At 72.5% G+C, this 21095-nt stretch carries 24 protein-coding genes; 11 read left to right on the top strand and 13 right to left on the bottom strand.

The window, feature by feature from the left end:
- Positions 1 to 32: 32 nt before the first annotated feature.
- Positions 33 to 827 (bottom strand): helix-turn-helix transcriptional regulator, encoded by a 795-nt coding sequence (locus HNR13_RS05300; protein ID WP_343063466.1) that lies wholly within the window; start codon positions 825 to 827, stop codon positions 33 to 35.
- Positions 828 to 995: 168 nt separating this feature from the next.
- The gene (locus HNR13_RS05295) at positions 996 to 1664 is read right to left on the bottom strand and encodes a hypothetical protein (RefSeq protein ID WP_179604791.1); all 669 of its coding nucleotides are present in this window, start codon (positions 1662 to 1664) and stop codon (positions 996 to 998) included.
- A gap of 360 nt (positions 1665 to 2024) precedes the next feature.
- Between HNR13_RS05295 and HNR13_RS05290 the strand changes: the two genes are divergently transcribed.
- Positions 2025 to 2267 (top strand): hypothetical protein, encoded by a 243-nt coding sequence (locus HNR13_RS05290; protein WP_179604790.1) that lies wholly within the window; start codon positions 2025 to 2027, stop codon positions 2265 to 2267.
- A 56-nt stretch (positions 2268 to 2323) separates the two neighbouring features.
- Here the strand turns inward: HNR13_RS05290 and HNR13_RS05285 are convergent, their stop codons facing one another.
- From HNR13_RS05285 to HNR13_RS05275, 3 genes are read right to left on the bottom strand one after another with little or no spacing between them, the layout of a single operon-like run.
- Entirely contained in the window at positions 2324 to 3442 is a 1119-nt protein-coding gene (locus HNR13_RS05285) for a glycosyltransferase (protein WP_179604789.1), read from the bottom strand.
- Positions 3443 to 3459: 17 nt separating this feature from the next.
- Positions 3460 to 4059 (bottom strand): TetR/AcrR family transcriptional regulator, encoded by a 600-nt coding sequence (locus tag HNR13_RS05280; RefSeq protein WP_179604788.1) that lies wholly within the window; start codon positions 4057 to 4059, stop codon positions 3460 to 3462.
- A 46-nt stretch (positions 4060 to 4105) separates the two neighbouring features.
- A complete protein-coding gene (locus tag HNR13_RS05275) occupies positions 4106 to 4963 on the bottom strand; it encodes a hypothetical protein (protein WP_179604787.1) in 858 nt (285 codons plus the stop codon).
- Between the two features lie 87 nt (positions 4964 to 5050).
- Here HNR13_RS05275 and HNR13_RS05270 point away from each other — a divergent pair, with 87 nt between their 5' ends.
- The 4 genes from HNR13_RS05270 to HNR13_RS05255 all read left to right on the top strand — a co-directional run bounded on the left by HNR13_RS05270 (position 5051) and on the right by HNR13_RS05255 (position 8035).
- A complete protein-coding gene (locus tag HNR13_RS05270; protein ID WP_179604786.1) occupies positions 5051 to 5761 on the top strand; it encodes a class I SAM-dependent methyltransferase in 711 nt (236 codons plus the stop codon).
- An 89-nt stretch (positions 5762 to 5850) separates the two neighbouring features.
- Positions 5851 to 7098 (top strand): flavin-dependent oxidoreductase, encoded by a 1248-nt coding sequence (locus tag HNR13_RS05265; RefSeq protein ID WP_179604785.1) that lies wholly within the window; start codon positions 5851 to 5853, stop codon positions 7096 to 7098.
- Complete coding sequence (locus HNR13_RS05260; RefSeq protein ID WP_179604784.1) at positions 7095 to 7571, top strand: MarR family winged helix-turn-helix transcriptional regulator; 477 nt, start codon at positions 7095 to 7097, stop codon at positions 7569 to 7571. Before HNR13_RS05265 ends, HNR13_RS05260 begins: the two co-directional genes overlap by 4 nt.
- Entirely contained in the window at positions 7568 to 8035 is a 468-nt protein-coding gene (locus HNR13_RS05255; RefSeq protein WP_179604783.1) for a DUF3237 domain-containing protein, read from the top strand. Before HNR13_RS05260 ends, HNR13_RS05255 begins: the two co-directional genes overlap by 4 nt.
- On the opposite strand, the gene HNR13_RS05250 is transcribed toward HNR13_RS05255, so the two are convergent.
- Entirely contained in the window at positions 8020 to 9006 is a 987-nt protein-coding gene (locus HNR13_RS05250; RefSeq protein ID WP_179604782.1) for a glycoside hydrolase family 6 protein, read from the bottom strand. The two genes, HNR13_RS05255 and HNR13_RS05250, sit on opposite strands and share 16 nt — an antisense overlap.
- Positions 9007 to 9183: 177 nt before the next feature.
- Between HNR13_RS05250 and HNR13_RS05245 the strand changes: the two genes are divergently transcribed.
- Both HNR13_RS05245 and HNR13_RS05240 read left to right on the top strand, forming a co-directional pair.
- Complete coding sequence (locus HNR13_RS05245) at positions 9184 to 10275, top strand: GNAT family N-acetyltransferase (protein WP_179604781.1); 1092 nt, start codon at positions 9184 to 9186, stop codon at positions 10273 to 10275.
- 140 nt (positions 10276 to 10415) lie between these two features.
- Entirely contained in the window at positions 10416 to 10964 is a 549-nt protein-coding gene (locus HNR13_RS05240) for a hypothetical protein (protein WP_179604780.1), read from the top strand.
- A 66-nt stretch (positions 10965 to 11030) separates the two neighbouring features.
- Here HNR13_RS05240 and HNR13_RS05235 read toward each other — a convergent pair whose 3' ends face one another.
- The gene (locus tag HNR13_RS05235) at positions 11031 to 11516 is read right to left on the bottom strand and encodes a MarR family winged helix-turn-helix transcriptional regulator (protein WP_343063465.1); all 486 of its coding nucleotides are present in this window, start codon (positions 11514 to 11516) and stop codon (positions 11031 to 11033) included.
- 95 nt (positions 11517 to 11611) lie between these two features.
- Between HNR13_RS05235 and HNR13_RS05230 the strand changes: the two genes are divergently transcribed.
- From HNR13_RS05230 to HNR13_RS05215, 4 genes are all read left to right on the top strand, one after another.
- Positions 11612 to 12712, top strand: coding sequence for an LLM class flavin-dependent oxidoreductase (locus HNR13_RS05230; RefSeq protein WP_179604778.1), 1101 nt, complete (start codon positions 11612 to 11614; stop codon positions 12710 to 12712).
- Positions 12713 to 12759: 47 nt separating this feature from the next.
- Complete coding sequence (locus HNR13_RS05225; RefSeq protein WP_179604777.1) at positions 12760 to 13845, top strand: LLM class flavin-dependent oxidoreductase; 1086 nt, start codon at positions 12760 to 12762, stop codon at positions 13843 to 13845.
- Between the two features lie 11 nt (positions 13846 to 13856).
- Positions 13857 to 14558, top strand: a complete 702-nt coding sequence (locus HNR13_RS05220; RefSeq protein WP_179604776.1) for an NAD(P)-binding domain-containing protein — start codon at positions 13857 to 13859, stop codon at positions 14556 to 14558.
- Positions 14559 to 14635: 77 nt separating this feature from the next.
- On the top strand, positions 14636 to 15463 hold the full coding sequence (locus HNR13_RS05215; protein ID WP_179604775.1) for an amidohydrolase family protein: 828 nt from the start codon (positions 14636 to 14638) through the stop codon (positions 15461 to 15463).
- On the opposite strand, the gene HNR13_RS05210 is transcribed toward HNR13_RS05215, so the two are convergent.
- The 6 genes from HNR13_RS05210 to HNR13_RS05185 form a co-directional block, all read right to left on the bottom strand.
- Positions 15445 to 15807, bottom strand: coding sequence for an L-rhamnose mutarotase (locus HNR13_RS05210; protein ID WP_179604774.1), 363 nt, complete (start codon positions 15805 to 15807; stop codon positions 15445 to 15447). The genes HNR13_RS05215 and HNR13_RS05210 overlap by 19 nt on opposite strands.
- Positions 15807 to 16982, bottom strand: a complete 1176-nt coding sequence (locus HNR13_RS05205; protein WP_179604773.1) for a mandelate racemase/muconate lactonizing enzyme family protein — start codon at positions 16980 to 16982, stop codon at positions 15807 to 15809. Before HNR13_RS05205 ends, HNR13_RS05210 begins: the two co-directional genes overlap by 1 nt.
- Before the next feature lie 23 nt (positions 16983 to 17005).
- A complete protein-coding gene (locus tag HNR13_RS05200; protein WP_179604772.1) occupies positions 17006 to 17935 on the bottom strand; it encodes a carbohydrate ABC transporter permease in 930 nt (309 codons plus the stop codon).
- Positions 17932 to 18873: a carbohydrate ABC transporter permease gene (locus HNR13_RS05195; RefSeq protein ID WP_179604771.1), complete on the bottom strand. Its 942-nt coding sequence runs from the start codon at positions 18871 to 18873 to the stop codon at positions 17932 to 17934. The genes HNR13_RS05200 and HNR13_RS05195 overlap by 4 nt, the downstream gene beginning before the upstream one ends.
- Positions 18870 to 20228, bottom strand: a complete 1359-nt coding sequence (locus HNR13_RS05190; protein WP_179604770.1) for an ABC transporter substrate-binding protein — start codon at positions 20226 to 20228, stop codon at positions 18870 to 18872. Before HNR13_RS05190 ends, HNR13_RS05195 begins: the two co-directional genes overlap by 4 nt.
- Positions 20229 to 20345: 117 nt before the next feature.
- Positions 20346 to 21086, bottom strand: a complete 741-nt coding sequence (locus tag HNR13_RS05185) for a FadR/GntR family transcriptional regulator (RefSeq protein ID WP_179604769.1) — start codon at positions 21084 to 21086, stop codon at positions 20346 to 20348.
- Positions 21087 to 21095: the final 9 nt, after the last annotated feature.

The raw sequence follows: 21095 nt of genomic DNA, 5'->3' as shown, positions 1-21095 counted from the left end.
GCGCGGCCGGTGGAGCGCGCGGCCGGCCGCCGTCACACGACGCCGTGCCGCAGGGCGAAGGCCGTGGCCTCGCTCCGGCGCGCCACACCGATCTTGCGGTAGAGCGAGGTGATGTGCCGCTCCACGGTCCGGTCGCTCAGCCAGAGGGCCGCGGCGATCTCCTTGTTGCTGAGGCCCTGCGCCAGCAGCCCGAGCACCTCCGCCTCGCGATCGGTGAGCGCGGGCGGGCCGCCGCGAACAGCGCCGGGCTCGGGTCGGCTGCCGGGGTCCGGCCGCCCGGCGTCCTGCACCCGCCGCGCGAGCGCGGCGAGTTCCGGCGCCACCTGTTCGGAGAGCGCGCGCAGGAGCTCGTGCTGCCGGAGCAGCGCCTCCTCGGCCGCCCGGCGGGCGGCGGACTCCTGCGCGAGCCGGCGCGCGGTGTGGATCGCGATGGCCGCCTGGCCGACCGCGACCCGCAGCAGCTGGGTCTCGGTCGCCGTCGGGAAGTCCACCCGCGAGGCCGCGACCGCCACCGTCCCGCTCTCCCACGGCAGCGCGATCGGGAGGGTGACCACCCCCGCGTCCGCCACCACGGTCCCCGCGCCCGGCACGCCGGCGCCGTCCGCCGTCGCGCGGCCGGAACGTCCGAGCGCCCGCGTCAGCTCGCCCGGCGGGCGCGCACCCGACGGCCGCCACACCTCCAGCGGGAGGTCCCCCGCGGCGTCGGCGAACCGCACGTAGGCGCTGTCGAGCTGCAGCATCCCGGTGAGCACGCTCAGCAGGCCGTTCGCGATCTCCCGCGGGTCGTGGTCGACCCAGAGCGCGGGCAGGGCGAGGAGCGCGCTCACGTCCCTCGTCCACCGGCGGGCGTCCGCCGCATCGTGATCCATCCGCGCCGTCCGCCTCCTCACCACGCCGGCGACGTGCCTGCGCCCATCCTGGGACGTCGCCGGCGCCCGCGGCAAGGGAGGCGCCGCGACCAGGGAGGCGGCGCGGCAGGAGGCGGCGCGGGCGCCTCAGCCCAGCGCCCAGCGTGGGTCGACACGGTGGTCGCCCGCGTCCGCCTGCGCGACGCCCCGGCGGTGCCGCGCGATCAGATCCCGGCCCATCGCCTTCGCTCGGTGCGCGGCCTCCACGTCCCCCTCGGCGGCATCGACGACGGCGCCCTCCATCAGGATGTGCCACGAGTACGCGAACTCCTCCGGCTCGCGCAGGCCGGCGTCCTCGGCGAGGCCGGCGATCAGCGAGCGGACGGCGGCGAGATGCTCGGCGCCGGCGTCGCGGCCGAGCCACTCGTCCGGCGCGTCGAAGAGGACGAGCAGCCGGTCCTCGGGCCGGTCCTCCGGCCGGTAGGCAGCCTCGGCGGGCGCGTCAGCCGCCGGTTCGGGCTCCGGCCAGCGCCAGAGGATGAGGGCGATCCCGTCCCCGCGGCCGACGTCGCTCACCGTCACGGGCGTCGCCGCAGTGATGTGGAGGAGTTCGACGCCTTCCGAGTGCGAGAGCGGGGTCAGCGGCGCCCCGGCGGTCCTGGCATTGGCCCTGGCGGCCTTGAGGAACAGCTCGCCCATGGCCCGGGTCGCCCGGAGGCGGTGCCCGCCGACCACGACCTCGATCGGATGCGGAACCGGTGACCCGGGGCCGCCGGCGAGGCTGCCCCGGTCGTCGGCGTGGAGCGGTTTCAGCATGCGTCGACTCCCCAGTGGTCTGTGCGCTCCCGGATGCGTCGGTCCGGGCGGGTCTGCTCCTGTGTCGGAGGAGCGGAATCAGCCTCCGTCATGCAAACGTTTTACCGATAGGGCGTAACCGGGGATTCTGCTCCGCGTCACCTGACGGCCACCGGCCTCCGGCTGAGAGGGTTCGAACACGCGGCTCCCGGCGATCCGCAACGCGCACCGGCGATCCGCCGGCCGCATCATTCCGGGCGCGCCGTTCCCCTGAGCGGGTCGCGGCGCTTACCATTCTGGTGTCGTAACCACGACAGAAGCGCGTCGGGGACCCGAACCCGCCCTGCGTCGCCTTCAGCCGCGCGGGGAAAGGGGACCGATATGGTGCTCGCGATTGCGGACGAGTTCGTCGTGGATGACAAACGCTTCCGGCTCTACGCCGACGACGGCTGGCTGCTCTTCCGCGAGCACCCGGACTGCGCCGAGTGCGTCGGGACGATCAGCAAGACCGCCCTGGGCTTCCTCGTGACGGCCTGGGCGCGGCCCGGCCCGCTGATCTTCGAGGAGACGCTGGAGGAGGCCGTCGACCGGCTGGTGGCCATCGACGGGTCGCACGGGCGATAGGCCCAGGCTCAGCGCCGCGCCGGGTCAGCGCCGAGCCGGGTCAGCGCCGAGCCGGCTCAGCGCTGCGCGCTCGGCCGCCGCGCGCGCAGCTCCCGCTCGACCGCGTCCGCCGCGGCGACGGCGGCGTCGCCCGACCGCACGCGCGTCCCCAGCGCCCGTGCCTCCACGGCCGCGGGGCCGCTCGCGAGTACCCGCGCGACTGCCGAGCGGATGTGCTCCGCGGACGCCTTCCTGGACACCACCTCGGCCGCCCCGGCCCGGGCGACCGCGGCCGCCACGGCCGGCTGGTCGAGCAGCGGGTGCATCGGCATCAGGACCATCGGCACGTCGTGCGCGAGCGCGCGCAGCGTGGTCGAGTGGCCGCCGTGGCCGACCAGGAGCGACGCCCGGCGGAACAGCGCGCCGTGGTCGGCCCGGTCGACGACCTCCACGTTCGGGGGCACGCGCAGCGGCCGGTCGGGGGCGAGCCCGCCGAGCGTGACGACCCCGCGCAGCGGGAGCCCGCCGAGCGCGTCGACGATGCGCTGATAGGCCGCGCTCTGGCCCGGGAGCCACGCGGTGCTGAGACTCACGACCACGAGCGGCGGCTCGTCCGGCGCCGGCCGCCTGGGCTCGCCGCGCTCGACGGCGCCCACCCAGTCCACGCCGTCGGCCGTCGCGCCCGGGTCCAGCGTCCGGTCCGAGGCGACCACCCTGGCCGCCGCGCCGGCCCAGGCGGCGCGCGGGTCGGTGCCGCGCAGCCGGGCCAGCATCCCGACCGGACCCCGGGCGAGGTCGCCGGTCCAGTAGCTGTAGAGGGTGTGGAACAGCACGACGTCGGGGATCCCTGCGGCCCGCAACGGCGCGTGGGTGCTCGCGAGCAGGCAGTCGGTCACGGCGAGCTCGGCCCCGGCCTCCCGGGCGAGCGCCGCGACCTCCGCGCCGATCCGGCGGTCGGCGAGCAGCGCGACGGCCTGGCGGACCGCGGTGGGGACGGACCGGCGCACGCCGCTGTTCCAGCCCCGCAGCGACTCCACGCCGCGGAACCCGAACCCGCGCTCGGCCGCGAGCGGGCTCTGGCGCGGCTGTCCGAGCAGTTCGATCCGGTGCCCGCGCGCGGCGAGCGCCTCGGCGACGCGGAGCATCGGCGGGACGTTGCCGCCGGCATCGACGGTGACGACGGCGATCGTAGACATGGTGGTGGCTCCTTCTCTCAGAGCCCGGCCTCCAGCCGGGCGACGACGGCGGAGACGAGCGCGGTGAACCGGGCGAGCGTCTCCGCCGGGCTGCGGCCGGCGTCGCGCCGCCACAGCTTCCAGGCGCTGAGGTCGGTCGCGGCGACCAGGAGGTCGACCGCCTCCGCGCGGCGCGGGCCCGGCACGCTTGCCAGCGTCGGGGCGAACAGCCGCTCGACCCAGGCGCGGTGCACGGCCTTGCCCTCGGTGGTGATCCGGGACGCCAGCGGCTCCGACGTCTCCTGCCCGCCGAGCAGCAGCATCCCGTCGCCGACGCGCTCGTAGTGGTCGACGAGCGCGGCGAGCGACCCGGCGACGTCCGCGGGGTCGACCGTGCGCTCGGCGACCACCTCGCCCTCCGCGGCCTCCACCGCGGCGGCGAAGAGCGCGTCCCTGCTGCCGAACGAGCGCAGGATCGTCTGCACCGTCGTCTCCGCGCGCTCGGCGATCGCCGGCAGGGTGCACGCGGCGAGGGGGCGACTGAGCGCGAGTTCGATCGTGGCCGCGACGATCCGCCGCCTGGTCTGCTCGGCGCGGGCGGCGCGGACGTTCATGGAGTAGCTGCGCACGGAATTCATGTTGATGCCCATTAACGCGAATTCGGGGCGCCGCGTCAAGAGGCGATCAGTGCGCTCCCGGGTAGATCGCCGGCCAGAGCACCGCCGCCAGATCGTGCTCCCCCCGCACGGAGAAGTGGATGTCGTACGGGACGAAGTCCGCCGGCGCGAGCGCCATGCCCCGCGCCGCCCGCCCGTCGGTCCGGCAGTGCGGGTGCGCCGTGCACACCGCCGCGGTCCTGCTCTCGTACGCCTGGACCAGCGCCCCGGCGTAGGAGATCCTGGAGGCCGAGAGCTTCCCCGTCGCCGGGTCGATCGCGTCGCACGGGCCGTCGCCGGTGATGGCGGTCGGATCGACCTGGCTGAATGCCTGCGCATGGCTCGCGGACGTCCCGTAGAGACTCACCAGGACGATGTCCGGGTCCGGCAGGCCCGCGGCGAGCACGTCGAGGACCTGCCCCACCTTCTTCGCGAACGGCCCCTCGTTCGCCGGGTCGCTCCCGTCGCAACGGAGGTCCGCGCTGATCCCCTGCAGCAGCACGAGCTCGTGGGCGCGCGGGTGCTGCACCAGCTGCCTGGCCTGGGCGAGCACGCCGTCGATGCCCGCGTCGTCGACCGCGAGGTCGAGGGCATGCCCGCGGGCAGCGGGATTGACGGCCACCAGCCGCAGGTAGACGCTCTGCACTGCGGGCGCCGTCCCGGTCGCCCACGAGTTCTGCTCGGCGTCCTGCTCGGGATGCGCAGGATCCGAGTTCTTCGCCGTCGAGATCGAGTCCCCCAGCACCGCGACCCCGTCCGCGAACCGCGACCCGGCGCTCGGCGCGGAGGCGGTGCTCCCGCCCGGCGAGGAGCACGACGCCAGCACGAGGAGCGCGGCCGCGCGGGCGAGCGCGGCGGCGATCCTGCTCCGATCTCGCGACGGCATCGCCACCACCTCCCACCCCGCTGAGCCGGGCGTACAGCCACAGGGTAGGCGCGGCGCCGGGGACGGTGCCATGCGACGATGATCCTCATGACCCGGTCTCCCTACGACGCGATCGCCGAAGGCTATGCGGCGCTCAACGCGACGAGCCTCCTGAACGAGTACTACAACCGGCCCGCGCTCGCCGAGCTCGCCGGCGATGTCGCCGGCCGCCGGGTGCTCGACGTCGGCTGCGGCTCCGGACCGATCCTGGCCGACCTCCTCGAGCGCGGCGCCATCGTGACGGGGATCGACTCCAGTGCCGGGATGCTGGAGCAGGCTCGGGCCCGGCTCGGCGACGCGGTCGACCTGCGGGTCGCCGACCTCGCGGAGCCGCTCCCGTTCGAGGACGACACCTTCGACGATGTCGTCGCCTCGCAGGTCCTGCACTACCTCAAGGACTGGGCGCCGTGCCTCGCCGAGCTCCACCGGGTCCTGAAGCCGGGCGGGCGGCTCATCGTCTCGGAGGAGCACCCCTCGGCGATCTTCTTCTCGGACCGGTTGTCGGGCGGGGACCGGGAGTACTTCGGCGTCCACCGGCGCACCGAGGAGTGGGAGCTGGGCGGCCGGACCACGGAGCTCACGTTCTGGGACCGCCCGCTGCACGCGATGACCGACGCGTTCGCGGAGGCCGGCTTCCGCATCGCCACGATCAGCGAACCGGCGCCGGCGCCCGCGGCCTTCGAGCGCTTCCCGGAGCTCCGGAAGCACGCGAGCGGCCGCTTCCTCGCCTTCCTGCTCTTCGTGCTCGTGGCGGAGTAGCCCACCGCCGGACGGCTGACCCTTGACACCGGAATGGTTCACAGGCAAAACTATGTGGAATCGCGCCAGGACGATAAGGGAGTCGGATCATGCGCATAGCCATCGTCGGGGCCGGCATCGGGGGACTCGCGACCGCGTTGAGCCTCGAGGCGGCCGGGTTCCGTGACATCGAGGTCTTCGAGCGGAGTGACGAGCTCCGCGGGCTCGGGGTCGGCATCAACCTGCTGCCGCACGCCGTCCGCGAGCTCACCGAGCTCGGGCTGGACGCGCGGGTCGCGGAGCTGGGGACGGCGCCCGCCACCCTCAGCTATCACAACCGGTTCGGCCAGCCGATCTGGAGCGAGCCGCGCGGGCGGGAGGCCGGCTACCGCTGGCCCCAGCTCTCCGTGCACCGGGGGCGCCTGCAGCTCGCCCTCGCCGAGGCGGTCCGGGAGCGGCTCGGCGACCGAGTCCGACTGGGCCACCGGCTGGTCGCCGTCGACGACCACGGCGGCGGGACCACCGCGACCTTCCGGACCGACGCGGGCGAGGTCGCGGAGGAGGCGGACGTCCTGATCGGGGCGGACGGCATCCACTCGGCGCTCCGCGCGCTGCGGTACCCGGAGGAGGGCGCCCCGCCGTGGAGCGGGCTGACGCTGTGGCGGGGCACCGCCGTCGTCCCGGCGTTCCTCGACGGCCGGACGATGATCATGGCCGGCGACGGCGAACAGAAGTTCGTCGCCTATCCGCTGAGCGCGCCCGGCGCGGACGGCCGCCAGCGGGTGAACTTCATCGCCGAGCGCCACGGCGCCGGCGCCGGGGACGCCGACTGGAACAGCGCGGTCGACCCGGCCCCGATCGTCGAGCTGTTCCGGGACTGGCGCTTCGGCTGGCTCGATGTGCCGGCGACGATCGGCGCCGCAGAGGAGATCCTCGAGTACCCCATGGTCGACAGGGATCCGCTCCCGCGCTGGACGTTCGGGCGCACGACGCTGCTCGGCGACGCGGCGCACGCGATGTACCCGAACGGTTCGAACGGCGCCTCGCAGGCGATCCTCGACGCCCGAACGCTGGCGCACCGTCTCGCCACGGAGGCGACGGTCGAGGACGCCCTTCAGGCCTACGAGGAGGCGCGGCGCCCGGCCACGGCGGCGCTGCTGGAACTGACCAGGCGCACCGGCCCGGAGCGGGTCATGCTGCTCGCGCGGGAGCGCGCCCCGGAAGGCTTCGACGACATCGACACGGTGATCCCCCGGGCGGAGCGCGAGCGGATCGCCGCCGAGTACAAGCTCGCCGCCGGATTCCACCCGGACTCGCTCAACGAGTGGTCGTCCCTGACGGTCCGGTCGGCCGGATGACCGTGGACGCGGCCCGGCTGGCCGCCCTGATCTCCCCGCTGCGCCGGGCGCTGCTGTCCTCCGTCCGGGAGCGGGAGAACCTGCCGGACATCCCGGACGCGCAGATCGAGGTGATCCGCCGGCTCCCCCGCGGGACCGTCGCGTCGCCCAGCGCGCTCGCGGACGCGCTCGGACTCAGCCGCTCCGCGATCAGCAACCTGCTGGCGACGATGGAGCGCGACGGCCTGATCGTGCGGCGGCCGGGCGCGGCCGATCGGCGGCAGGTGGAGGTCATCGCCTCCCCCGCCGCGCTCGACTACTTCGACCGGTACGACAGCGCGGCCGCGGCCTTCGTCGGCCAGGCGGCCGCGACCCTCACCGCCGACGAGCGCGCCGCGATCGACGCGGCGCTGCCGGCCCTCGAACGCCTCGGCGACGCCCTGAGCTCCACCCGGCACGACCGCGGCCACCCCCGACCGGAGGCGACACCATGACCGTCCAGCCCACCGTCCCCGCGCTGGAGGCCGCGTTCGACGTGGTCGTGGCGCTCGGGGAGCTCGCCGACCACGGGGACACCCGGGCCGGCCACCGCCGGGTGATCCCGATCGTCGGCGGCGCCATCGACGGCGGGCTGCAGGCGGAGATCCTCCCCGGCGGGGCGGACTGGCAGGTCGTCCGGCCCGACGGCGCGATCGAGATCGACGGCCGCTACACGGCACGGACCCCGGAGGGCGAGTACGTCTACCTCCAGGTCAGCGGCGTGCGGACGGCGGATCCCGGGATCCTCGACGCGCTCCTGCGCGGAGAGCCGGTGCCGCCGGAGGACTACTACTTCCGCACCGCGATCCGGTTCGAGACCGCGTCGCCCCGGCTGAAGCACCTCGAGCACGCGCTCTACGTCGCCTCGTGCGTGCGCGACGCGAACGCCGTGCGGTACCGGACCTATCGGGTGACCTGAGCTGCCGGCTGCGCCTGCCCGCGCACCAGCGCCTCCGCGCCGCTCTCGAACCAGGCTCCCGCCGCCGGGCCGCCGTTGCACGGGCCGTCGCTCGCGCCCGGATGCTTGACCCAGAGCAGGGCGTCGAGCTTGACCGCGGGCGACTCCGTGATCTGCGGGTCCTGACCGAGGGCCGCGCCGGGCGGGTTGCACCAGTCGCCCGTCCAGCCGTTGCCGTTCCGCGAGACGTCGATGACGAAGTGCTTCCAGCCGATGCGCGAGGACACCTTGCCCGCGTAGTCCCGCTCGGTCTGCGTGGCGTCGAAGTTCGAGACGTTCGTGAAGAACCCGCGCGCGCCGGCGACGCCCGCGGCTCTCAGGTACGACGCCTGCGCGTCCGGCGTCAGCCAGCGCGCGTTGCCGCCGTCGAGGTACGTGGTGAGGCCGGCGGCGCCGAGGATCTCCACCGCCGAGCGGAGCAGGGGGAGGCGCGTGTCCGCCACGCCCGCGCACTTCGCGCTCGCGAGCATCGTCAGCGAGTCCGGCTCGACCAGGACGACGGCCCGGCTGCCGGCCAGCGCCGCGGCGACCCGGCGGGTGAAGTCGAGGTACTGGTCGGGCGTGAAGCCGCCGGCCGAGAAGCCGCCGCAGTCCCGGTCGGGGATCGCGTAGGTGACGAAGACCGGCGTCGCGCCCTGCGCCGCCGCTGCCTGCAGGTGCCGCCGGATCACACTGTCGAGAAGCGCCGGGCTGTACCAGTCGCCCAGCCAGACGGCGGTGGGACGGCTTGCGATCCGCTCGATGAGCGCCGCCCTCCCGGTGTCGCCGACCGCGGTGAACCAGTCCGCCATCCGCCGGGCGTCACTGCCCGGATCGACGTACAGCCGGCTGCCGAACACGGAGTCGTCGGCTCGCGCGGTGGGGGTCGCCGGAGTCGAGAGGAGCGCAGCCGCGACCAGGGCTGCGCCCAGCAGTGCGATGAGTGTGCGCATACCCGTACTATCGGCCGGCGCGGGCCGGAGGTCAGGGGCCGGCGCCCGGGTTCCGGGCCAGGCCTTGCTGCCGCGGGCACCGCTGTGGAATGCTGAACCCCGTGATCCTGTAGCAGTGACTCCCTTCCTCCCCACGACCGTGGGTGAGTCGATCGATCCTGCGTACAAAGAGGTCTCATGTCATCTACCGATCACACCACCATGCTCACCGGCTTCACCATCGAACCGCTCGTCGTCCCGGTCAGTGTCGACGCACCCGACGCGGCGGACTTCGTCGCCTTCGCCGCGGTGCGCAGCGCCGTCGAGGCGGAGCAGCGCGGCCACGCCGGCGACGTCATGACCGCGGCCGAGCTGCTGCCCGACTGGCGCGACGAGTCGCGGCGGATGGCGGGACTCGTCGCCAAGGTCGACGGCCGCGTCGTCGCCCGCGGCAACCTGGCACTGCCGGCCGGCGCGCCGGAGTGCTGGTGCGCCGTCTCCGTCCTTCCCGGCTTCCGCGGCCGCGGGATCGGTTCGGCGCTGTACGACCGCCTGGAGCAGCTGGCCAGGGAGGACGGCCGCTCCACCATCCAGAACCAGACCACCTACCCGGCGGGCGTCGAAGGCGAGGCCCTCCCTGCGCCGACGGGCTTCGGGTCGGTGCCGCTCGGCCTGCCGTCCACCCGTTTCCTGCTCCGCCAGGGCTTCGGGCTCGAACAGGTCGCGCGCATCAGCGCGCTGCCGCTGCCGGTCGACCCGGACGTCCTCTCCACCCTGCTCGGCGCGGCGGTCGGCGCGGCGGCCGGCTACCGGACGGTCTCCTGGCAGGGGCGCACGCCCGAGGAGTGGCTGGAGGCGATCGCGCTGCTGCGCACCCGGATGGCCACCGACGCGCCCAACGCCGGCATCGAGCTGACCGACGTCTGGACTCCGGACCGCGTGCGCGCCGTCGACGACCTCTGGGCCGAGAGCCCCCGGGTCGCGCTGACGTCGATCGTGGTCCACGAGGCGACGGGGCAGGCGGTCGGGTTCACCGAGCTCGACGTGTCCAGCGAGTCCGACCGCCCGGCGGAGCAGATGGACACCCTGGTGCTGCGCGAGCACCGCGGCCACCGGCTCGGGATGCTGCTGAAGCTCGCCAACCTCCGCGAGCTGACCGAACGGTTCCCCGGCTGCCGGCTCGTGGAGACGGTCAACGCGGAGGAGAACCGCCCGATGCTCGACGTCAACGACGCGATCGGGTTCGCGCCGGCCTCCTTCTCCGCGCGCTGGCGGAAGCGGATCGGCTGACGCGGGCGGTCCAGCCGGAGGTCAGGGACGTGCGCCGTTCGGAATCCTCCCGGGCGGCGCACGTGCCCTAACGCGACCCGTCGAGGTGTCGATCAGTAGAAGAGACATCGTGCAGACCAGCAATCCTCGAGGAGCGGAACGTGAGCGACATCACAGCGATCGAACGTCGGTTCGTCCACTGGTCCGACCGGGACCTGCCCAGCATCCGCGCCGGCCTCGCAGAAGCCGTGGTGGCAGAGCTCGCCGAGGAGTCCGGCGATGACGCGCGCTGGTATGGCGGTGGGACCGCCGCTCTCGACGTCACCAACGTCGAGGATGGAAAGCTGGTCCGCCGCAACGCCAAGTCGGTGCGCCGCGAGAAGTACCGGGGAGTCGTACACGTCGCGTTGGCCCGTCGGAATGCCCAGCCCTTCGACGCGGAGAAGCTCGATCGGGTCGTCCTGGTGCTCCTGGCGGAGGCCAGCTCCGGCTTCGACGTGGATCTCGAGCGCGGGATCGCGTCCGTGGAGGGCCACGCGTCGCTCGACCGTGTCTGGGACGTCTCCGTACCCGAGCTGAACGACCTCATGCCGGACCACGACCCGGAGACGGAGGGCAACATCCGCAACGTGCTCTTCACCTTCGAGCAGCTGGCGCCCTACCAGGTCTGGCCCCGGGATCGGGCCGCCCGGGCCGCGACAGCGGAGTAGCCAGGCGCTTCTGGCCCGTCACCCCCAGCAGCTCCCGCCGCTTCGGCACCCACCTCGGGCTGAGGCTCAGGACCCGCCCTCGCCCTCCGCCTCCAGCCCCAGGTGCCGCCGCAGCGCCCCGGTCAGGTCGTCCACCGCGTCGAGCTGCGCGGGCGTGAGGGCGTCGAGGAAGAGTTCCCGCACCGCGCGCAGGTGCGGGACGGAGCCGGCGCGGAACGCCGTCGCCCCGGCCTCGGTGGCGATGACGTCGACGCCGTGCACGTCGTCCGAGCAGGCCTCGCGGCGGATCAGCCCGCGCTTCTCCATGCGGCCGAGATGGTGGGACAGCCTGCTGCGCTCCCAGCCGACCAGCCCCGCCAGCTCCGAGGAGCGCAGCGTGCGTCCCTCGGCCTCGGTCAGCGCCAGCAGCACCTGGTAGTCGCCCGACGACAGCGCGGACTCGGCCTGCAGCCTGCTGTCCAGGCGGGTGCGCAGCACCTCGGCCGTCTCGATGTAGTTCCGCCAGACGCGGAGCTGCTCCCGCGTCGGCGTGCGGCGCGCACTCTCGCTCACCTCGGCTCCCTTCGGGAATTGACACGTCAGCTCCATTGTTACCGCATTGACACGTCAATCCGGAACGGCCGGTGGCGAGGGAGGTCGAGATCGACATGGCAGAGCTCGAGTTCGGACTGAACTCTTTCGGGGATGTCGCGACCGACGACGGCAGGGTCCTGTCGGACGCCGAGACGCTGCGCCTGATCGTCGAGGAGGCGCAGCTCGCGGAGGCGGTCGGCCTGGACATCTTCAGCGTCGGCGAGCACTACCGCGAGGGGATGGTGGACTCCGCGACGCCCGTGCTGCTCGCGGCGGCCGCCCAGGCGACGTCGACCATCCGGCTCGGCACCTCCGTGACCGTGCTGTCCACGCAGGATCCCGTGCGGCTGTACCAGCAGTTCGCCACGGTGGACGGCATCTCCGGCGGGCGGGCCCAGCTGGTGCTCGGTCGCGCATCGGCGATCGAGTCGTTCCCGCTGTTCGGCTACGACATCGCCGAGTACGAGGACATCTTCGACGAGAAGCTCGACCTGTTCCTCCGGCTCATGCGCGAGGAGCGCGTCACCTGGTCCGGCCGCTACCGCAGCCCGCTCGAGTCGGTCCGGCTGCACCCGCGGATGCCCGAGGGCGGCATCCCCGCCTGGATCGGCATCGGCGGCAGCCCCGACTCCGTGGTCCGCGCCGCGCGGAACGGCCTCCCCCTGATGATGGCGATCATCGGCGGGAGGCCCGAACGCTTCGCCGGCCACGCCGAGCTCTACCTGCGCGCCCTCGCCGAGTCCGGGCAGCCCGAGCTCCCGATCGGCCAGCACTCCCTCGGCTTCATCGCCGGCACCGACGACGAGGCGAAGGAGACGCACTGGCAGTATTGGCGGCCGGTGGTGACCGCGCTCAGCCGGGAGCGCGGCTTCTACCCGCCCACCGCGGAGCGGTACGAGCAGGAGGTCGCGACCGGCGCGCTCTACGTCGGCTCCCCCGAGACGGTGGCCCGCAAGCTCGCCGCGATCGTCCGCACGAACCACCTGAGCAGATTCGACCTCAAGTACGACCTGCTGCACCTGCCCGTGCAGGCGCGCGAGCGCAGCATCCGCCTGTTCGGCGAGCAGGTCGTCCCCCACGTCCGCGAGCTCCTCGCCGAGGACCCGGGCGAGTGGCGCCTCACCGGCCGCCGCACCGCCCAGATCACCACCGCGCGGGCGAACGCCGCGCAGTAGGCCTCGCCCCCATCCGTATCACCGGCCATTCCGACAGGAGAGACAGCATGTCCGACACCACCGCCCTGGAATTCGGGCTCGACACCTTCGGCGACCTGCCCCGGGACGACCGCGGGGAGGTCACCACGTACGCCGCGGCGATCCGCGCCACGCTCGACGAGGCGATCCTCGCCGACGACCTGGGCGTCGACGCCTTCGCCGTGGGCGAGCACCACCGCCCCGAGTTCGCGATCTCGACGCCGGAGACGGTGCTCGCCGGCATCGCCACCGCCACCGAGCGCATCCGGCTCGGCTCCGGCGTGACCGTGCTGTCCTCCGACGACCCGGTGCGGGTGTTCCAGCGCTTCGCGACGGTGGACGCCCTCTCGAACGGGCGCGCGGAGGTCATCCTCGGCCGCGGGTCGTTCACCGAGTCGTTCCCGCTGTTCGGGTACGACCTGGCGGACTACGACCTCCTCTTCGACGAGAAGATCGACCTCTTCCACAAACTCCTCGACGAGAAGCCGGTCAGCTGGGAGGGCACGACGCGGGCGCCCCTCACCGAGGCCGACGTGTTCCCGAAGACCGAGTCCGGGCGCCTCCGCACCTGGGTCGGCGTCGGCGGCACCCCGCAGTCGGTGCTGCGCACCGCGCACTACGGGTTCCGGCTCATGCTCGCGATCATCGGCGGCGCCCCCGCCCGCTTCGCGCCGTACGTCGACCTGTACCGCCGCGCGGCCGAGCAGTTCGGCACGACGGCCTTCCCGGTGGGGATGCACTCCCCCGGGTTCATCGCCGCGACCGATGAGGAGGCGAAGGAGTTGTTCTACCCCGGCTACAAGGTGGTCCGCGACCGGATCGGCGCCCTGCGCGGCTGGCCGCCGCTGCAGCGCCACGAGTTCGACGCGGACGTCGCGCACGGCTCGCTCTACATCGGCTCCCCCGAGACCGTCGCCCGCAAGATGGCGGACGCCATCCGCACCCTCGACGTCGGCCGCTTCGACCTCATCTACACCGCGGGCGGCGCGATGCGGGCGAGCGACCGGATGCGCGCGGTCGAGCTCTACGGGACGACCGTCGTCCCGATGGTGCGGGAGCTGCTCGCGGAGACGCCCCGGCCCGCGTCCACCGCCGGCCCCGCGTTCCGGCGCTGAAGGAGACGGAGGTGGACGACACACTCACAACCGGCACCCGCGACACCGGCACCCGCACGGTCGGCATCCTTGGCGCAGGCAAGGTCGGCACGGTCCTCGCCCGGCTCGCCCTCGCCGCGGGCCACCCTGTGCTGATCTCCGGCTCCGGCGACCCGGACCGCATCGCCCTCACCATCGACGTCCTCGCCCCCGGCGCCACGCCGGTGCGCCCCGAGGAGGCCGCCGCGGGCGCCGACATCGTGATCCTCGCCCTCCCGCTCGGGAAGTACCGCGCCCTCCCGGTCGAGCAGCTGCGCGGAAAGCTCGTGATCGACGCGATGAACTACTGGTGGGAGAGCGACGGCATCCGCGACGACCTGAACGACCCGCTCACCTCCACGAGCGAGCTCGTGCAGGACTTCCTCCCCGGATCCCGCGTCGTGAAGGCCCTGAACCACATGGGCTACCACGACCTGGAGGAGGAGAGCCGACCGGCGGGCGAACCCGGGCGCAAGGCCATCGCGATCGCCGGCGACGACCCGGCCGACCTCGAGCAGGTCGCGACCCTGGTCGACGCTCTCGGCTTCGACCCGGTCGTGGCCGGGCCGCTGGCGGCGGGCGCGGCCCTGCAGCCGGGGCGTCCGAGCTTCGGGGCGGACCTGCCGGCGGAGGAGCTGCGCGCGCTGATCGGCGCGTCCGACGCGGATCGGGATCTGTCGGCTGCGGCGGTGTGAGTGCGGGACGGCGCCGGTGCGGCGCGCGGAAGGGCCGCCAGAGGTATCACGTATGATCTATTGACGGAAGGAGCGCCATGCGCGTCATCGACACCCACCTGCACTGCTGGGACCAGAGCCGCTTCGACTACGCCTGGCTGCACGGGACCGACCTCCCCTGGCGCTTCACCCCTGACGACATCCCCGACGCCGCCGGGATCCGCGCGGTCTTCATGGAGGCCGATTGTCGCGTCGAACAAGCGTCTGCGGAGGCCGAATGGGCCCTCGGGCTCGGCCACGCGCGGCCTCCCGTCGTCGCAGCCGTCGCCCACGCGCCCCTCGGCGACGGGGACAGCGCGGTCGCGGCGCTGGAGTCCCTGACGGCCATCCCCGGAGTGACCGGCGTCCGCCGACTGCTGCAGGACGAACCGCTCGGCTTCTTCGCCCACGAGCAGTTCCTCGCCGACCTGCGCGCCGTCGGCGCCGCGGGCCTCGCGTTCGACGCGTGCGTCCGCGCCCCCCAGCTCCGCGAGCTGGCTCGGACAGCGCGCTCCGCGCCGGACACGGTGATCGTGCTCGATCACCTCGGCAAGCCCGCGGGCGAGGATCCGGCCGAGGCGCTCCGCGGGGAGTGGCTCGACGGCATCCGGGCGCTCGCCGCCTGCGACAACGTCGTGCTGAAGGTCTCCGGGCTGCTCCCCCCGGACGGCCCGCTCGACGCGGTGCGGCCCTGGGTGCTGGCCGCACTGGAGGCTTTCGGCCCCGACCGCGCCGTGGTCGGGAGCGACTGGCCGGTGTCCCGGCGCGCGGACATCCCCTACCCGCGCTGGTTCGAGTTCGTGCTCGACGAGTGCGGCCTCTCGGCCGAGGAAGCCGATCGCGTCGGCTGGCGCAATGCCGAGCGGATCTACCGCGTCGTGTCCTGACCGCTGCCGGTCTCGTCGAGACGCCAGATCGGCGTGAGCTCACGCCAGGGGCCGCCCGGCGTGCCGGGCTCCGGGTCCAGCTGGCACGGTCCCGTCTCCCGCCACCAGCGCTGCGACTCGGGGTCGGCCTGCATCGCCGCCTGATCCGCTTCGTAGTCGTCGCCGACGTACTCGTAGTACTGCACCAGCAGGTCCCCGCGCAGGAAGATCGTGTAGTTCGTGAAGTTCGAGAGCCGGATGCGCTCCGCGACGCCGGGCCAGATCGCGTCGTGCAGCTCGCGGTAGCGCTCCAGCATCCCGGGCCGGACGCGGGTGTAGAGGCAGACGCGCAACGGTTCGGCCATCAGGCGCCCCGGTCGTACGACACGTCGTTGCGGCGCGCGTCCGGAACGAGCCGCAGGCCGGCGCGCTCCGGGCGGACGTGCGGACCGCTCGTCGTCTGCCAGCCCGGCGACCGGTCGTGCGTCGCGAACTGGGACTCGTCCAGCGTGATGCCGGCGCCCGGTGACGTGCCCAGCAGGTAGCCCCCGTCGACGATCTCCTGATCCATGGTCACGCCGATCGGCTGGCCGAGGTCCTGGACCTCCGTGGTCAGGTGGTTGGGGATCGCCGTCATCGCGTGGGCGATGACGTTGCTGAAGCCGACCGGGCTCACCGGGAGGTCGCGACCGTGCGCCACCGCGGCGACGCGGAGCGCGTGGGTGATCCCCCAGCCGCTGTTGAACTGCACCACATCCAGCGCGTCCGCGTCGAGCAGCGGACGGTACTGCTCGAGGCCGGTGAGGTTCTCGCCGCTCGCCACTCCGGCAGCGGTGCCGTGGCGCACGTCCGCCAGTCCGCGCGCATCCCAGCGGCGGACGGGCTCCTCCACCCAGGTCAGATCGACGGCCGCCTCCAGCTGGCGGATGTAGCGGATCGCCTGCGACCGGTTCCAGACCTCGTTGGCGTCGAGCATCAGGGCCGGCCGGTTGGAGTTCTGCGCCATCACCTCGCGCACGAGCTGCAACCGCCGGATGTCGTCGTCCAGATCCCGGCCGCCCTTCACCTTGGCCGACGAGAAGCCGGCGTCGGCGAAGGTCTGGTAGACGCTGCGCGCGTCCGCATCGGTCAGCGCGAACTCCAGCGCGGACGCATAGCCCGGCACGAAGCGGGTGCGCCCGCCGAGCATCCGCCACAGCGGCTCGTCCGCTGCCTTGGCCTTCAGATCCCACAGCGCGTGGTCGATGGCGCCGATGGTTGCGAACAGGTCGCCGTTGTGCCCGGTCTTGAAGACGTGGGCGAGCATCAGGTCGTAGAGCGCCGTGGTGCTGCGGGGGTCCTGCCCCTCGATCGCCGGGAAGATGCGCGCCGTGCGGAGCGGGGCGGCGGCGGTCACGCTCACGCCCTCGAGGCCCGTGTCGGTGCTGATGACGAGGACCTGCACGTCGGTGCGGTGCCCCTCGCTCACACCGTTCACATCGCCGACAGGGCGCCGCCAGTCGTGCTGCGTGATGTGCTCGCGGAATCCGGTGATTTTCATTGACGACAGCCTTTCGAGACCGTTCATTCCTTGGTGCCGCCGGCGGTCATGCCGGCGACGAGGAAGCGCTGGGAGAAGAGGAAGAGGATGAGGACGGGCAGCATCGAGAGGATGGTGGCCAGGGCGAGGGTGGGGAGCTCGACGGACGACGAGCCCGCGGCGCTGGGGTTGAACGCCGGAGCCGACGACAGCAGGGTCGAGAGACCGACCTGCATCGGGTAGGCGCTGCTGTCGGGCAGCATCACGAACGGCAGGAAGTAGTTGTTCCAGTTCTGCACGAAGCTGAAGAACGCGACCAGCGCGACGACCGGGGTCGCCAGCGGCAGCGCCACCCTCAGGAAGACCTGCAACTCGCTGCACCCGTCGAGCCGCGCCGCCGCCAGCAGCGATCGCGGGATGCTCGTCGAGAAGTAGATGTAGGTGAGGTAGACGCCGAACGGGTAGAACGAGAACGGGAGGATGACGGACCACGCCGTCCCCACCAGCCCGAGCTGATTCATCTCCAGGAAGACCGGGAGCACGAGGGCGGTGTTGGGCATCAGCATGACGACCAGGGTCGTGATCATGATCGCCTTGCGGAGGCGGAACTCGGTGAGGGCGAGGGCGTACCCCGCCGGGATCGAGACCACGAGGGTCACGACCAGCGCGGCCCCCGCGTACAGAGCCGAGTTGCCGATCCAGCCGAGCACCGCGCCGTCCTGGAAGCCGAACAGCTGCTGGGCGTTCGCGGCGAACGACGACCAGCCGCCCGCCTGGAACGGCCCGAGCACCGAGAGCTCGTGCTGGCTCTTGGTCACCGCGATGAACAGCCACACGAGCGGGATGACGAAGAAGAACGTCGCGACGGCCAGCGCCAGGCCGACCAGCGCCTTGCCGCTCCAGCCGGCGAGCCGGGCGGTCGAGAGGCTCGAGGTGCGCGTCGCGTGGAAGCGCTTCACATCTGCCGCGGTCATGCGTCCTCCGTATCGAACAGGCCGCCGCGGAGCACGAAGACGGCGGACAGGATCAGCGCGACGACGAGCAGGAGCACCGAGATCGCCGCGGAACCGTTGAAATCGTTGAGGTCGAAGGCGTACTGGTACGCCAGCTGGTTGAGGGAGTAGTCGTTCGGGACCACGGCGTTGCTCGCCTGCGAGAGCAGCGACGGCTCCACGAACAGCTGCGTGCCCGCGCCGAGGCTGAGCACGCCCATGTAGGCGATCCACTTCCGCAGGAGCGGGATCTGGATCCGGAACGCGACCTGCACGCGATCGGCGCCGTCGATGCGGGCCGCCTCCATGATCTCCACCGGGATGTTGTTCAGGGCGCCGTACATGACGACGATCCAGCCGCCCGCGCCCGTCCAGAAGGCGATGATGGCGAAGATCAGCGGCAGCCCGTCGGGCTGGATCACGTCGTGGAAGCTGGAGAACCCCATCGCGTGGAGCAACCAGCCGACCGGGCTGGCGCCCGGGTCGAGCACGAACAGCCAGAGCATCACGCTCGACGCGCCCGCGAGTGCGCCCGGCAGATAGAACAGCAGCCGGAACGACGAGTTCACCCAGCGGATCGCGACGGAGTGGATCGTGATCGCCAGGAAGACGACCAGGACCAGCAGCGCCACCAGCCAGATCAGCAGGTACAGGGCGACATGCAGGGTCGCGGGCCAGAACCGGTAGTCGCCGATCACCTTGGCGAAGTTGGCGGCCGGCGCGAAGGCGCCGTTCGCGTCGGTGAACGCCAGGTAGATCGCGTACAGCGCCGGCAGGATGCCGAAGAGGATCGTCAGGATGACGTACGGCGCGACGATGACCGGGCCGAAACGGGAGTCCCGCCTCCGGGAGGTGCGGCGCCCCCGCGGCCGGCCCCGGAGAGCTGAGCCGGCCGCGAGAGCGATGGTGGTGTCGGTCATTTGACGGTGTACCCGTTGACCTTCGCCTGGTCCGAGATCGCGGTCCCCCACGCGTCCAGGTTGTCCGCGAGCGGCTTCCCGGCGGTGAGGAGGGGCGTCATGGTCTTGGCCCAGACGGCCTCCTGGCTGAAGGAGGGGTAGCCCCAGCCGGTCCAGATCTGCCCGGCCGCCTGCGTCAGCGCCGACAGGTCGGTGGCGTAGTAGCCCGAGGACTGCTGCTTGTTCAGCCACTTGTCGGCGGCCGACTTGTAGGCCGGGAAGCCGGGCGCCTGGTCCACCTGGTAGGCGTCGGCGGTGGTCACGAACTCAGCGAATTTGGCCGCGTTCGCCAGGTTCTGCGAGTGGCTGGAGATGAACCACGTCCCGCCGCCGACGTTGCCGGTCACCGCCTGCTCGCCCTGCCAAGGCAGGGGCGCTGCGACGCCGAGCTGGCCCTTGGGCGTGTTGAGCGACTGCGGGTTGTTGAAGAGCGCGCCCGCGTACCAGGACGGCCCCGGCATCAGCAGCACCTTGCCGGTGTACTGCTTCACGAAGTCGGGCGAGAACACGCTCAGCGTGGTCAGCGACTTGTCCGCAACGAGGGTGTCGATCAGCGAGGCCATCCGCTTGCAGTCGGCACTCGTGGTGTCGACGGTGATGGATCGGGGACCGGTCACGTCGTTGGCCTGGCACTTGCTGGCCCACATGTAGATCTCGGGCGCGAACGTGTCGCCGACCGATCCGACGATGTAGCCCGGGTGCTCCTTGGCGACCTTCTCGCCCAGCGCCTGGTACTCCTGCCAGGTGGTCGGGACCGAGTAGCCGAACTGGGCGAGCAGGCTCTTGTCGTACCAGAGGGCCGTCTGCGCGAGGTCGTTGCGCAGGCAGTAGGTGCCGCCCTCGACCGTGCACGGCGCCAGCGCGCCGGTCGCGAATCCGGAGAGGGTCGCCGCGGGGATCAATCCCTTGTCGAGGCGAGCCGCGAACGGCTGCTTTCCGGCGACCTTCTGGCTGGCCCAGGACGCGTCGTTGTTCTGGCTGGAGAACACGACGTCCGGCCAGCCCTTCCCCGCCCGGTCGTAGAGGCCCATCTTCGTCTTGAAGGAGTTCGAGCCGTTGGCGGAGCCGTCGTAGGTGACCGCCTTGACCTTGATCGACGGGTTGGCCTGCTCGAAGGCCTTCACCGCGGGGGCACGGGTGGCGTCCACCCAGACGGTGATGGTCGCGTTCTTGTCCTGCTGCGCTTCGGGGAAGCCGTACTGACCCTGGGACCCGGTGCTCTGGCCGGAGCAGCCGGCCAGCGTCGCGGTCACGGCGAGAACCGCGGCTCCGAAGAGCACGGTCCGCCTGCTGTTGCGGAACGGAGTGATTTTCATGGGTTCCTCTTCGTGTCGACATCGTTGACGACCGCGCGGATTGCGCTGTCTCGCGCTTTGATCATACGTGTGACCTTTCCTGGAATGCAAGAGCGATCCGGATCGACGCGATGCCGCTCAGCTCAGCTCGTGCCCGCTGCGGCGGCGCCAGGCGTCCAGGATGTGCACGCGCATCGCCTCGCCCGCGGCGACCTCGTCCCCGGCGGCGATGGCCTCGTACACCGCTCGGTGCTGTTCGATCGTGTAGCCGGCGGGGTCCTCCTGCGGAGCCCCCTCGAACCGAGCGAAATGGCGGGCGCGGCTGTACAGGGTGTCCGCGATGTTGGCGGACAGGAAGTTGCCGGACAACCGCATCACGAGGCGATGGAAGTCCGCGTCGGCGTCGCGGAACCGGGCGTAGTCGTCGGCCAGCTCCCGCATCCGGTCGAGGGCCGCGGCGAGCTCGGCGTGCTCCGCGGGCGACGTCGACGCGGCGGCCTGACGCGCCATCAGGCTCTCCAGCGAGGCTCGGATGAGGGTGAGCTCGTCGAGGGTGTGGTTCTCCTCGTCGTGGGCGATGATGACGCTGAGCACCAGCGGGTCGAGGACGTTCCACTCCGAACGAGGACGGACGAGGGTTCCACGGCCCTGCTGGATGGTCACCAGGCCCTTCTCCTCGAGGCGCTTCATCGACTCGCGGATGATCGTGCGGCTCACCCGGAAGTGCAGCGCCAGGGCGGCCTCCGGAGGGAGCGCCTCGTCCAGGCCGTAGCGGCCGCTCACGATCGAGTCCGCGATCTCGTGCATGAAGGCGTCCGCGGGGCGGAGGTGGTCCTCCGGCGCGCTCAGTCCGCGCAGAGAGGTCGTCGGCGAACTCATGGCATCTGC

It is taken from the genome of Leifsonia shinshuensis (genome assembly GCF_013410375.1).
Classification (GTDB): Bacteria; Actinomycetota; Actinomycetes; order Actinomycetales; family Microbacteriaceae; genus Leifsonia; species Leifsonia shinshuensis.
The sequence above is the reverse complement of the archived record's forward strand: the minus strand, read 5'-3'. Positions and strand labels throughout refer to the sequence as shown.